This window comes from Waltera intestinalis (genome assembly GCF_009695995.1).
Classification (GTDB): Bacteria; Bacillota; Clostridia; order Lachnospirales; family Lachnospiraceae; genus Acetatifactor; species Acetatifactor intestinalis.
The window spans coordinates 26,947-39,685 of sequence record NZ_VUMU01000006.1; the positions used below are offsets into that span (position 1 = coordinate 26,947).

The 12,739-nt window shown below is 46.7% G+C and carries 17 protein-coding genes and 2 tRNA genes; 4 read left to right on the plus strand and 15 right to left on the minus strand.

What is annotated here, in order from left to right; all coding sequences use genetic code 11:
• Positions 1-7: 7 nt before the first annotated feature.
• The 9 genes from FYJ59_RS06600 to FYJ59_RS06635 all read right to left on the minus strand — a co-directional run bounded on the left by FYJ59_RS06600 (position 8) and on the right by FYJ59_RS06635 (position 3,443).
• Positions 8-496 carry an RNase H family protein gene (locus FYJ59_RS06600; protein WP_154496041.1) on the minus strand — a complete coding sequence of 163 codons (489 nt, stop codon included), beginning with the start codon at positions 494-496 and terminating at the stop codon, positions 8-10.
• 4 nt (positions 497-500) lie between these two features.
• On the minus strand, positions 501-1,298 hold the full coding sequence (locus FYJ59_RS06605) for a rolling circle replication-associated protein (protein WP_154496042.1): 798 nt from the start codon (positions 1,296-1,298) through the stop codon (positions 501-503).
• A 152-nt stretch (positions 1,299-1,450) separates the two neighbouring features.
• The gene (locus tag FYJ59_RS06610; RefSeq protein WP_205839474.1) at positions 1,451-1,798 is read right to left on the minus strand and encodes a hypothetical protein; all 348 of its coding nucleotides are present in this window, start codon (positions 1,796-1,798) and stop codon (positions 1,451-1,453) included.
• Positions 1,722-2,021, minus strand: coding sequence for a hypothetical protein (locus FYJ59_RS06615; RefSeq protein ID WP_154496044.1), 300 nt, complete (start codon positions 2,019-2,021; stop codon positions 1,722-1,724). Before FYJ59_RS06615 ends, FYJ59_RS06610 begins: the two co-directional genes overlap by 77 nt.
• A complete protein-coding gene (locus tag FYJ59_RS06620) occupies positions 2,003-2,230 on the minus strand; it encodes a helix-turn-helix domain-containing protein (protein WP_205839475.1) in 228 nt (75 codons plus the stop codon). Before FYJ59_RS06620 ends, FYJ59_RS06615 begins: the two co-directional genes overlap by 19 nt.
• Positions 2,227-2,520, minus strand: coding sequence for a hypothetical protein (locus FYJ59_RS06625; RefSeq protein WP_154496046.1), 294 nt, complete (start codon positions 2,518-2,520; stop codon positions 2,227-2,229). Before FYJ59_RS06625 ends, FYJ59_RS06620 begins: the two co-directional genes overlap by 4 nt.
• A gap of 282 nt (positions 2,521-2,802) precedes the next feature.
• Positions 2,803-3,096 (minus strand): hypothetical protein, encoded by a 294-nt coding sequence (locus FYJ59_RS06630; RefSeq protein ID WP_154496047.1) that lies wholly within the window; start codon positions 3,094-3,096, stop codon positions 2,803-2,805.
• A gap of 4 nt (positions 3,097-3,100) precedes the next feature.
• Positions 3,101-3,229 (minus strand): hypothetical protein, encoded by a 129-nt coding sequence (locus FYJ59_RS14225; RefSeq protein ID WP_268878529.1) that lies wholly within the window; start codon positions 3,227-3,229, stop codon positions 3,101-3,103.
• Positions 3,230-3,239: 10 nt separating this feature from the next.
• Positions 3,240-3,443 (minus strand): helix-turn-helix transcriptional regulator, encoded by a 204-nt coding sequence (locus FYJ59_RS06635; RefSeq protein ID WP_154496048.1) that lies wholly within the window; start codon positions 3,441-3,443, stop codon positions 3,240-3,242.
• Positions 3,444-3,605: 162 nt separating this feature from the next.
• Between FYJ59_RS06635 and FYJ59_RS06640 the strand changes: the two genes are divergently transcribed.
• From FYJ59_RS06640 to FYJ59_RS06655, 4 genes are all read left to right on the plus strand, one after another.
• A complete protein-coding gene (locus FYJ59_RS06640; protein WP_154496049.1) occupies positions 3,606-4,088 on the plus strand; it encodes a helix-turn-helix domain-containing protein in 483 nt (160 codons plus the stop codon).
• Between the two features lie 14 nt (positions 4,089-4,102).
• Positions 4,103-4,564, plus strand: a complete 462-nt coding sequence (locus tag FYJ59_RS06645; protein WP_154496050.1) for an ImmA/IrrE family metallo-endopeptidase — start codon at positions 4,103-4,105, stop codon at positions 4,562-4,564.
• Between the two features lie 26 nt (positions 4,565-4,590).
• Positions 4,591-5,133, plus strand: a complete 543-nt coding sequence (locus FYJ59_RS06650; RefSeq protein WP_154496051.1) for a hypothetical protein — start codon at positions 4,591-4,593, stop codon at positions 5,131-5,133.
• A gap of 171 nt (positions 5,134-5,304) precedes the next feature.
• On the plus strand, positions 5,305-6,564 hold the full coding sequence (locus FYJ59_RS06655; RefSeq protein ID WP_154496052.1) for a site-specific integrase: 1,260 nt from the start codon (positions 5,305-5,307) through the stop codon (positions 6,562-6,564).
• Between the two features lie 29 nt (positions 6,565-6,593).
• Here the strand turns inward: FYJ59_RS06655 and FYJ59_RS06660 are convergent.
• The 6 genes from FYJ59_RS06660 to FYJ59_RS06685 all read right to left on the minus strand — a co-directional run bounded on the left by FYJ59_RS06660 (position 6,594) and on the right by FYJ59_RS06685 (position 12,694).
• A tRNA-Gly gene (locus tag FYJ59_RS06660) sits at positions 6,594-6,664 on the minus strand.
• Positions 6,665-6,716: 52 nt separating this feature from the next.
• Positions 6,717-6,789: transfer RNA gene (locus FYJ59_RS06665), tRNA-Phe, on the minus strand.
• Between the two features lie 152 nt (positions 6,790-6,941).
• Positions 6,942-8,144 (minus strand): DUF3810 domain-containing protein, encoded by a 1,203-nt coding sequence (locus FYJ59_RS06670; protein ID WP_154496053.1) that lies wholly within the window; start codon positions 8,142-8,144, stop codon positions 6,942-6,944.
• An 8-nt stretch (positions 8,145-8,152) separates the two neighbouring features.
• On the minus strand, positions 8,153-9,532 hold the full coding sequence (locus FYJ59_RS06675) for an MATE family efflux transporter (RefSeq protein ID WP_154496054.1): 1,380 nt from the start codon (positions 9,530-9,532) through the stop codon (positions 8,153-8,155).
• A gap of 227 nt (positions 9,533-9,759) precedes the next feature.
• Positions 9,760-10,890, minus strand: coding sequence for a DUF3048 domain-containing protein (locus FYJ59_RS06680; protein ID WP_154496055.1), 1,131 nt, complete (start codon positions 10,888-10,890; stop codon positions 9,760-9,762).
• A gap of 109 nt (positions 10,891-10,999) precedes the next feature.
• Positions 11,000-12,694, minus strand: a complete 1,695-nt coding sequence (locus FYJ59_RS06685) for an EAL domain-containing protein (protein ID WP_154496056.1) — start codon at positions 12,692-12,694, stop codon at positions 11,000-11,002.
• Positions 12,695-12,739: the final 45 nt, after the last annotated feature.

Here is a 12,739-nt window from a genome sequence, read left to right on the forward strand (position 1 = left end):
CATGCTGTCAGCTTTTCGGAACTTCTGTGAAAATGTCTTTTAATGCTCTCTTCAGTGGCATATTAAAGCGCATCCACTCTGCATACTCATGTTTCTCACCTTCCACCAGCAGGATATGACCACCCTCTTCCACATCCTGCAGGAGCATTTCCCACAAGATTGCATTTTTTACGTGATTTCCTTTAGCGCTCTTCCATCCGTCCCGTCTCCACTTCTCCGGCCAGTGCTGCTGTATGGCTGCTGCCACATTGCTACACTCGGTGTGGATCACCACCGTGCAGGCATAGTTGAGACGCTGCAGTGCATCCCGGATAGCGTAGAGGACGGATGCGCTCTCTGTGGTATCGTCATACTCTGCGATCTGCGGAGCAGCTTCGTAGTCGCTGCCATTCTTACGCTTGGTCCTCATGATGTACATTACCCGTCCGGAGCCCTTCGCAGATCCCCGGAGAGTCGTGCCTATAAAGATATCCACTACTTTCAATTCATTTTCCAATTTATCAACACCTCCTTACCCTGTTCGGCGGTTTCTTCCGCTCCTGTGTTTTTAACCTGATCAGTGTGTAACTCCTGTATAAAAATCCCGTAACCGGATTGATGCCCTCATGGATCCGGGCTATGTAATATCCCTTGGGTGGTTTTACTTCCGGCTTCCAGCGGACCAGCTTGTCCGTCTTAGGCTCCGGAAGCGGCATATTGCGGCTGGTATTGTAGGAGGCCTCCGCAATTCTGGGCTTGCCCGGTGTGCCGTCCGTCTTGACCTCCGCCGTGTGCTCGTCCTTGGTCAGGTAGTCTGCCAGCTGCTCCATATCATCCCCGTTAAACTTGCTGTGTCGTATCTCCGCCACGTAGGTGCCACCCTTTGTCCATGCCTTGGTTACGATAGCCGCTGCATCTCCCTCCGGTGTCTGCTTGATCGCAAGATGAATGTGCCAGGCTCCCTTGGTACCGCGTTCGATGTTGCGGATCCAGTAGAGCGGTGCTCCTCTCAGCCGATAGATCTTTCTGACCTTTGCCATCGCCTTCTGGAAGTCCTTCAGTGCTCCTTCCATATCCGGTGGTCGGTTCTCCGTCGCATAGGTCCATGTGATAAATAGGTCGCCCTGGTCAAAGTACTGTATCAGTCTCCACCGGCACAGCCTCGCCTTATTCCTCCTGTTGATCAGCCTCACCTGTTCCTTCGTTGGCTTCTCCTTCTTCTGTCTGGTCTTACCATTCCCCCCATAATTCCCATCATGGTACTCTTCTACATCCAGTACATCCCCATGCCTTAGCCTTATTTTCTTTCTCTTAACCATATCTCTGTATCCTAACTTTAATATCTTTATCAAGTGCGCAGGGGCTTTCGAAAGCCCCATTTTTCTTGACTTTTTTAGTCCACAGAGTTACAATTATCTTGTCTATATAAGTAGCTCTGTGAGCTGGCCGGCATCGCCAAATGCCGGCTTTTTTATTGTTCTGCGTAGACAGGCTCTACTATGTAATTATCCGGTGACCAGTAGTACCGCTTTTTGCCTGTCAGCAGGTACTCCACGCCCTGGATCTCCCTGTCGTAGTACTCCACTGTGCGTTTAAAATCTGCCCTCTCACGCTGCAGGCGGTCCAGTATGACCTGGATGGCATCATCGGTGATTGTGATATACCGGATGCCCTTCATCATGACCAGATGTGCATTCTGATACTTCCGGAGGACATACGGGAAAACCTCCTGTGCCTCATGGTCAACTAGCATCATTAATGGCTCTGTCGGGGTCTGTTCCAGCCTCTCCATAATCTCCTGCACTCTCTCGTCTTTCACGCTTTCCGCCTCCTCTCAGCTTCGCTATCCTCAGCTCCATAATTCGTGCCCTCCGGCGCTTTTCCTGCCATTTTTCTGCCTGTTCCTCGCAAAAAAGGCAAAAAATAAAAAGCATAGCCGCCAAACCCATGATCATGGCGATCTGCTCTCCTACTTCTGTTGTCTTAAATACCGGTTCCAGGAGCAATGCCCCGAGGAGCGATATCACAATATCTTTATACATACCTTTGCCTCCTTGTCCCCTATGGTTACCTGCATGCGTGTCACTTTCAGTATCTTAACCAGTGCCTCTACTGTAATAGCCTGATCACCTTGTTCCCAGCGGCTAATAGTTTGGCGTGCATATCCCGTCTTCTCCGCAAGCTGCTCCTGCGTCAAATTTTGTGATTCCCTTGCATGTCTGATAAAAGCTCCTAACTTCTCCCTGCTCATATGCCCACCTCCAATATCTGGCATCTCATATCATTAATCTCGCAGATTTTTCTCTCATACATATCCTGCAAAGTCTCAAAATACAATAACAGTGTTTTTTCCTGCATTTCGTTTACCGTAATAAACTGCACTCCATCAAATTCGTAATACTTTGCTTCCGGGATCATCTCTTTGACACGCTCATACGTCTGCTCAGCAAGCGGGCGATTGCAGGCTGTCCAGTATGTTCCCATATTTTTATTCCACATAATCTCTTCCACGAAATGCTCTGTATCTGTATACATGCTCATTTTCTTTTTCCTTCCCGATCACGCTCTCTGCGTGGCCCCGGTGCTGATCTACCCGGGTACCACCAGAAAGAGGGCAACATACCATCATAGCAGTGGATGATATGCCGTCATATGGTGATGCAGCAAGATGCACCGCGCACAAAGCGTGATCTATAATATGATGCTTGTCCCCATGCCCTCTACGTGGTGCCCAGCCAGGGGAGGACTGGACACACACGCTAATTGTGTAAAAGGGGAGTGTGGTGTCGGGTAACACCACGTACAGGGCACGGATACCTGTGGTTACAATAATTTCTGTTGCAAAAGTTTTGCCAGCATTTCCTCCGGCAGATCCCCACCAGCCAGTTCTCCGACCGGAGCATCTATGATCTCTGCCAGATCCCACAGATCTCTCAGCCGCATGGATCCCGGATCCTCGATCCGGTTCATCAGCGTTCTTACCTGCACATTCTGCTTCGCGGCGATCTTGTCCTCCGGCACTTTGCTCAGTTCTATGTGCCGTTTGATTCCCGCCCTGGCCCTGGATGCATAATTCTTTCTGGCTGCTTCTGTTTTTAAAAGATTGGTTTTCGGCATCTTTTCACTTCCCTTCTAACTCAAATGCCTTGGTGTCCTCGTCAATGTCATCACGCTTCAGCAGAGCATATAATCTGTCGATTCTCTCCATTCCTGCTGCCTCCTTCCCTACTGCGGATCCGTCACAGTCCACATTTTGTAAACTAGTAAGGTAAAAAAATATAGTCTTTGGGAAATCCACAAATTGTAGAATAAAGAGTCAAATCCGCCTCACTCATCTTTACCTTGTTGTTCTCCCAATTGACTATTGTCGCTCTGGAAACATGCATCCTATTTGCAAGTTCTTCCTGGGATAATCCGGCATTTACTCTGACTGCAGGCAACCTTATCTTTAAATGTTGTGCCATTTATTTTTTACCTCCTTCTCATCATTTCTTAACTCATGGCTAAATAATACTCTACATTTTGTGGACTGTCAATACATTTTGTAAACTTTTTTAACTTTTTGGTTGTGTTTATGAAAACTTTGGACTATAATAAAGCCATAACATAGAAAAGAGGTGACCCTGATGGGAGTAAACCAATTTGCAGAAATGCTAAAATATTATTTGATGCTTAATGATAAAACGCAAAAGGATTTGGTTAACGATCTTGGATATGATAAATCCACCGTCTCCAGCTGGTGTTCCGGCAATAGAGTGCCTAAAATAGATGTAATTATTGACATCGCGAAATATTTACATGTTAATGTTGGGGATCTCATAGAAGACAATCGAGGTAATGAAGGTCACAATATTAATGATGATAATTTAGAACAGATATGTGAATTCTACAATATTTTAAATCCGGAGGGAAAGGCAGAGGCGTTAAAACGAATATCAGAATTATCCCAGATCTTGCAATATTCCGCTAACCATAAAGCTGTTGCTATTCCAATGGCGGTTCCATACGATACCCTCTTGGCTGCTGCTCGCAATGATCATGCCGATGATCCTGATGAACAGGCAAAGATGCAGGATGATATGAAACTTCTGAAAAGACCTGAAAAGTAAAAGGATGATGTGAATTGACCTATGAAAACTTACTGCAGGAAGCTGCCGATGAAAATGTATATGTAATAGAAGATGCTCCGTTCCAATCCCGGGCAGATGGGCTAATCCGTAATGATGTGATTGGTATTAACCGGACCGTACGGAGAACAACGCAGAGAGCATGCGTACTGGCGGAAGAACTGGGACATTACCATACTACTGTTGGAGACATTATCGATCAATCCTCTGATGCTAACCGTAAACAGGAACTCCGGGCACGTCTCTGGAGTTACAACAAACTGATCGGATTACACGGCATCATCTCCTGCCACAAGGCACACTATACTACCTCTTATGAGATGGCTGATTACCTGGGTGTCACGGAGGAGTTTCTGCAGGAAGCTCTGCAGTGCTATCGGAGCAAATACGGTCTGTGTGTGCAATATGATAATTATGTTATCTACTTCGACCCGGTTTCCGTGTTGGAGCTGATATAAATACTAATATGAAAATGGGAAATTATATGAAAAAGAAAATTTGTACTCTGTTAATTGCAACATCTATCTTTTGTACTGCTTGCGGTGCAGCTCCTGCAGATGTATCTGCTACCAGTGAACCTGCCACAGCCGAAACCGCTGCATCAGAATCTGTAGATACTACTGCTCCGGAAGATATGACTGCTGCCGTAGAATCTCTAAACGAGACCATCCAGGCTGAAATCGACAGCATCGCAAGCAACTATTCTCCGCAGGAAACCACAAAATCTCTGAAAACCCTGTGCGAGTACCTGGAATCCTCTGATCTTGTCAGTGGTGAACGAATTGAAATGGCCGGAGAAATGATTGGAGCTATCAGTGGTGTGAAATATACCGATTGCAATGTCGAGATCTACGAATATGACACCGATTCCGATAAATATAAAAATCTGGTATCCACTGGAAAAGTAATGCTTGAAGGTTTCAATGTTGATATCACTCCCTCTGCCATCCATAATCAGTATGTTTTGATTTGTGATGACGCACCTAACAAGGATGCTCTTATCGATGCCTTTAATTCACTGGATTAGTTGCACCGATGCAATTTACAATAAAAAATCAGCCCCAGCGTTGGCGCGCCAGAGCTGATCCGATTACCGGGTAAACCGATAAATCACCTTGAACAAGTGCATTTTATCATTTTCCCGGTGAAATTTCAACCCACCGGGCATTTTTATGCCCATTTTTAGGAGGATGATACTATGGCAAAAGCACATAAACTTCCAAGCGGAAACTGGAATTGTAAGGCCTACAGTCACTCAGAACCAATTTATAATCCGAATGGCTCCCCAGTTATCCTTTCTAATGGTAAGCAAAAAATGCAGAGGATCTATGAGTCCTTTACTGCTCCCACCAAAAAGGAAGCCGAATTTCTCGCCGCACAGTTCCAGCTTACGAAAGCCGAAAAACTAAAGCAGCAGGCAGATGAGCAGAACAAGACTTCTGCCGAGAAAAAGCTGGATATGACTCTGTATGAGGCCATCAGCATATACATTGAGTCACGTAAGTTACTTGGCCGGTCTCCCACTACGATCCAGGAGTATGAATGCACTCAGAAATATGGTTTCCAGGACATTATGGATATGAAGCTTTCTGATCTCGATGAGGAAATTCTACAGGAAGCCATAAACATGGAATCACAGCGTATGTCCTGCGGACGAAATAAGCGAAAGCCCATCGGTTCTAAACGCTTAAAGAATGAGTGGGGGCTTGTTGCAGCTACTCTACATAAATTTCACAAGGCACTGGTCTACTCTGTGGAACTTCCGGAAGTGCCGGACCGTGTCCCGGATCTGTTGTCTGCTGAAGAACTACTGCCCGCCGTCAAGGGTACCGAGATTGAACTTGCTGTGCTTCTTGCTGCCTGGCTCAGTTTCTCTATGTCAGAGGTCCGTGGACTTACCAAGTCAAAATCGATCTCTGGAGACTATATTCGAATCGTTGAGGTTGTCGTAGACGTACATGGGCGCCCCGTGACCAAGGAAATCGCTAAAAATAAATACCGCAACCGTACGCATCGGATTCCACCCTATATAAAGCAGCTGATTGATACCGTCCCAGGAGATGTGTTGGTTCCATTCAACGGCCGCCAGCTATATCACAAATGGATCAAGTTCCTGGACAAGCATCATTTCCATCACATGACCTTCCATGATCTCCGGCACCTGAACGCTTCCGTTATGGCATGGTTGCAGATCCCGGACAAATACGCTCAGGAGCGCGGCGGGTGGAAATCAGATAAAGTAATGAAGAAAGTATATACTCAGACTTTCCCACAGGCCAGAATCGAAGTGGATAATACAATCGATAATTTCTTCGATGGCATTGTTGATCCGGGTTCCGAAACTTTTAATTATGAAAAATATAATGCCTGGAGACTTTTGTTTGATAAAAAGGATACTAAAGAGAATCGACGCGCCTTTTTGGAATGGATGCAACATGAAATGCAACATGAAAATTAAAAACCCTTGAAAAATCAAGGGTTTTTAAAAGCGGGTGATGGGAATCGAACCCACGTATCCAGCTTGGAAGGCTGGTGTTCTACCATTGAACTACACCCGCATGTTTATATATGAAGCAGGGCGGCCATTTTAATAAATGGTGTCCTGCGAAATGCCCAGAACCGGAATCGAACCAGTGACACGAGGATTTTCAGTCCTCTGCTCTACCAACTGAGCTATCTGGGCCCGCGACTTAATCCTTCTTGCAATCTGTATTTCATGACTGCTCTGCGTCACAACAATCGTAGTTTACATAAATTCCGATCAAATGTCAAGTGGTTAATAGAAAAAAAATTAAATTTTTGCAATTATTCCTCTATCTCCTACAAATGTTTCGGTTAGTACTCCCCTTGTTGGCCGTACCATTGTAACAACAGCTCCACTACCCGGTTGTAGCTGATCATGCCGTCCGGCACTCCATTCAGCTTCAGTGAAGCATCCGTCAGAGTATCTGAGACACTGTCCACGGTCTCCGTGTCCACTACCGCTTTTCCGTTGATCCTCTCCCATTCCGCCTCTGTGACGAAGATATTGTCCTCCCGCACCTGCTGCAATACCTGCAGTGGACGCACTGCCTCCCTGGCTGCCGCATAGCTCTCAGGATCCGCCAGTCTCGTCTTGTACAGATCATTCGCCACATAATTCAGGACACTTAAATATCCCGAGTACTGAAATGCAGCATCATCCGACTCCACACAGGCGAGAAATGCAATAAAATTTGCCTCATCCTCGTAGATATATCCCCGGATATGTGCCAGTTCATGGCACATAGTCGCCGGCTTCTTCATGATAGACATAACATCATTATAATTTGCTTCCATGGAAAACGGAAAATAGTACCCGCACATATACATCTGACACATAAAATCCGAGAAAAACATAGCCTTCGGTCTCGGATAATAACCATCCAGCTGGGCATAGCTTTTCCCAAGGTTCTGCATCGCATCGATGGCTTTCCCTGCCATATCCACCGCATTCCCCTTGCTGTCCACACCTCCGGAATATACCACGGCGCCGCTGTCATCCCGCTCCATCTCCATGCTCAGTGCATTGCAATGGGACACGATATCGTTATAAATCATGAGCAGCTCCTCTGTCCGCTCCTGCAGCGTCACATCCTGCTGCCCCTCTTCCTCTCCGAAATACTTCTCCGAAAAGGTAGAACCATGATAGATCATCGTACAATTCAAAGTCATGATCGTAAACACGAATAGCAGCACCCATGCAAAAAACCGAAAATACCTCTTAACACCGCGACAATACTTTGCCGAATGCCTGCATCCCGGAAAGATCATACTGATTCCCAGCAGAACCGCTGATATTACAACAGCGATCCCCGCCACGATCATCCATTCTCCCACAGAAAACGGGAAGCTTCCCGTGATCCTGCCACAGGTATTGACCCAGATAGGGAAAATATAAGCAATATAAGCATCGCTGAAGCTTCTGCTGTTCCAGGCAATGACCTGAAGCAGCAAAAGTACTACAACGATGCTTATATATATCAGACGACTCTTCTTAACTTTTTTCTTACTCTCCATGGTGCTCCTTAGATAGCATTTTTTCCCACTTTGATCCGCGTCTTCTTCCAGATACCACAGCGGTACAGAACATACAGGATCAGGGAAGAGATACCGTTACTGATCACCACGGAATACCAGACACTGCGCACGCCCATATGCAGAATGCTCTCGCAGAACCACAGCGTCACAAAACGGAATACCCACAGTCTCGTCACATCGATTACCATGGTCACTTCCGTATGTCCGGTTCCCTGGAACAGCCCGGAGGTCGTATTATATACTCCGTTGGTAAAGCACCACAGTGCCATCACGCTCAAAAAGTCTGCTGCCATTCCCACGACCGCTGCATCTTTGGAGAAAATACTGACGATCGCCGTGGAGATCATATCTCTTGATAAGATCATACCACCAATGAACAAAAATACAACTGATATCCACATCGAAAAGCGATATCCCTGCTCTGCACGCTCCGGCTGTTTTGCTCCCATATTCTGTCCCACGATAGTCGCAGTCGCTGAGCCGATGGCGTTGGAAGGCAGAGTGATCAGACCATTGACCTTGTTACCGATACCGTAAGCTGCCATCGCTTCCGTTCCATAGACAAATACATTTTTACTCATGAGCAGAAATCCGAGCTGCATGGTGCTGCCTCCGATAGCGGTAGGCAGTCCGACCTTCAGGATCATGCCCAGTTTTTCTCTCTGCAGCTGCATATACCTGCGATTCAGGCAGATGTCATTTTCCGGTCTGCACAAAAGTATAAATGCCACCGTAGCAGGCACCGCTTTTGCCAAAAGTGTCGCCAATGCCGCTCCGGCGGTGCCCATATCCAGTATGATCATAAAAAACGGATCCAGGAACAGATTCAGCGTAATGCCTCCCAGGTTCAATAACATAGGTCTCACCGTATCTCCCTGCGCCTGATGCACCGCAGAGAATATGTTCACCATATACAAAAATGGCATATCCCAGATGACTACCCGCAGGTAAACTCTCGCATAGTATGCCGTGCCTCCGTCAGCACCCAGCCAGTTCACGATCGCCGGTGTCCCCAGAAAGCATAACGCTGCACAGACTACCGCAAACCCCATGGCACAGATAAATATCTGATTTGCCATGGATCTGGCATCCTCTTTTTCCCCCGCACCGATATACTGTGCAATGAGAACTGCTCCCGCCACCGTGATCCCGCTGCCGAAATTCGTGATGATATTCTGCATCGGTGTTACCAGATTGATCGCTGCCAGCTGCTCCGTGCCAATCTTCCCCAGCCAGTAAGTATCTGTCAGATTATACATGGTCTGTAAAAAGCTGTTGATCACCACCGGGATCGCCAGAGATAATATTGCACGGATCAGATTTCCATGCAGGATCAGATCCGGATTATACTTTTTTGCAGTCTTCATTTCTGTTACTCCTAAACCTTTTTACTACGCTTTATTATAAGTCAAGTTTTCAGTGATATCCATGAGATTTTTAGGGTTATTGCATATAAAACGCTTATTTTTTGTCATACATATACATCAAATCAAACGTTGACGCGCTGAACGAGTTATCTTATCGGACTAAAAATCCCTCCCGCGGTGATAACACCACGGAAGGGATCTTATTACTTTTATCATAATGACTGTATTTATTTGATCACAACATTGTTCCAACCATCGGAAGGAATCAGAGAGATGTAGGTCTTACCGGTATTAACCTCGATCTCCTCGCCGGTCTTCGCATCATAATAATGTGTGATCGCATTCTCGGAAGACTTGGTCCAGTTCACTTCGATCGCCTTACCCTCGGTGATATAGTAACCGGAGCGTCCGGAATCGATCGCATTGTAGATCAGGTAACCTTCGCCCAGATCTGCAAAAGTGGTATCCTGCAGGATAACGTTCTCAAAGGTCAGCTGCTCGCCGCTTGCTGCATCCTTGTGCGCAGAACCATACTCATAATAATCATAGGTTCCGGTCTCTTCGTTGTACTTCAGAGTAGAACCGTTATGCTTAAAGGGAAGCTCAATAGTGGTTGCACTGATCGCATCATTTCTGTCAGCAAAGGTAACCTCTGCATCTGCGAACTTGAAGTGAGGTCCCTGATAATAGTCATTGTAAGTCGTGGTATATCTGGAGCTCTCAAAACGCTGCTTCAGACCATCATAGGTCTTGCCCTTCTGGGTATTGGTGTACTTATCGTAAGTGATATACTCGGTGAACTCTGCTGCCTTACCGTTGCTGTAACGGGCAAAGCCGCCGCTGAAGTTCGCGGAATAATCCTTTGCCACCCAGTCATTGATGAAGAAGGGGCCACCATCATGACACAGAACTGCGTTCCACTCTGCTGCCAGCATGAAGTTGGTAGGGCGGGCACTACGAATACTGCCCAGCTGCTCGATCTTATCCCAATCCTTTACCACTACCATGAAACGGGTAATTCTGTCGTTCAGGGTACTGTTCATGATCTCATATACTACATCTGCATCTGCCACACCGAAATGAGGAAGTGCGGTCTTCTCGTTATCTACCATTACGGCGATAGGGCGCTGATCCTTCAGGCTCTCATCGATCCATTCATTGGTAAGCTCACTGCGGTACATACCGTCATGATTCTCATTGACTTCCTCTGTTGCACCGGGCTGTTCAACCTCCTGGATATCAGTAGCAATAGGCTCTGCTTCCACAGTCTGGATAGGGGAAGAAATAGGTTCTGTGTTTCCACATCCTGTCAGAACACCTACTGCAATCAAAATTGCTGCAAGTACTTTCTTTTTCATGAATGCTTCCTTTCATCTGTTTGTTCTAACCGGTCATCCGACCGACACTCTAAGATACATTGTATCTCGAAAGCCTTATGTTTGTCCATTCAAATTTCTTAAGATTTTCTTATTCTTTTTCGGTTGATTTCTCGCGCAACACTTCTTCAAACCGATCGATGGGTACCGGCTTGGAATAGTAGTATCCCTGCTGCCAGGTAGATCCAAACTGCTCAATATAGTCGCTGACTTCCTTATTCTCAATACCCTCAATGCAGGTCTCGGTATTAGTCCTCCTGGCATAATCCACGATAGACTGCACCATGGCCTGATTCTGAGGTTTTTGCTTAATATCACGGATGAAGCTCATATCTACCTTCAGTTCATCAAAAGGAAGCTCCAGCGCCAGACTTAAGGAACTGTTGCCTGTTCCGAAGTCATCCAGTGCGATCTTGATCCCCTGGGAATGGAAAAATTCTACCTCTCCACGCAGGAAATGAATATCCAGATCTCTGCATCGCTCTGTCAATTCGAGGCAAAGCTCCTCCGGCCTCGCACCGGTCTCTTTTAAAATATTCATAACAGCATTGCGAAACTCTCTGCGCTCCAGCTGTGCCGCCGCCACATTGACATTGACGAAAAAGCCTTCCGTCTCCTTGCGCAGCTTCTGTACATCCGTAAGTGCTGTCCGAAGGATCCAGTTCCCCAGATCAAAAATACAGGGATCCTGTTCCAGCCACTCCATGAACACACCGGGAGACACCATCCCGTAAGGTTCCAGTTCCCAGCGGAGCAGCGCTTCCATTCCCCGGATCTTGCCGGTCTTCGTATCGGCAATCGGCTGATAGAACATACGGAAGCCTTCAAAGTTATGCGTAGCACACTGATGGATCACACCGATCAGTTCAAACTGGTTCTCGTCACTGCCACAGACCTCATCATTAAAAATCACCAGCTCTCCATGATGCTCAAGCCGGGAATGGTTCAACGCGTAAGTCAGACGGCTGCGGACCGCATTTGTCTCCTTCATATAAGGTTCCATAAATATTGCGCCGGCAGATACCTTCAGAGGGATCTTTTTCCCTTCTACCTCTGTATTCTCAAAAGTTTCTACAATCTCATCGTATATCTGCTGCAGTTCCGCTTTGGATACCTTTTTAAAACTGATCACAAACTTCGCACCGGAGAGCCGGTATACATATCCTTTTCCCTTTAACAGGCGCAACAGCTCCTGTGCCGCACAATTCAGAATCTTATCCGAAAAAGCAGCACCGTACATAACATTGATATGACTGAACTGATCCAGTCCGATCTTCAGCAGTGCCCCCTGTCCGCTTTCCTCCAGGAATTCCCTGATCTCCCGATCCAGCGCCGGTTCCGTATGCAATCCGGTGGTCGCATCCACCTCGTCGGAAATACCGTAGTTGTTATATCGTATTACGATCACAAAAGGCTTTCCATCCTTATCATTCAGCATTTTCGCCCTGGCACTGATCCGGTTGTAGGTGCTTCCGTCACTCACCCGGTATTCCCAGGGCTCGTCCATATTTTTCCCGGCAACTCTCTCCCGGAATCCCCTGCGGAAATCCTCCAGATCATCCGGATGGATCGATCTTTTTGATTGTTCTCGTCCGCGAATGGTGTAGTTCTCCTGCATACCAAAATATTCCATCGCCTTCTCGGACCACCATGTCACGCCGTTCCGCAGATTGGTTATGGATATGTAGGATTTTTTTGCCAGGGAAGTAATGGCTTTTACAATATCCGGGAACAGGATGTCCACTTCCTCCCAGAATTTCTGTTCATCATATTTATTGATACTCATGTCTCCTCCCGGCACTTTCTTCTGTATGCCCACAGTCTCTTAATA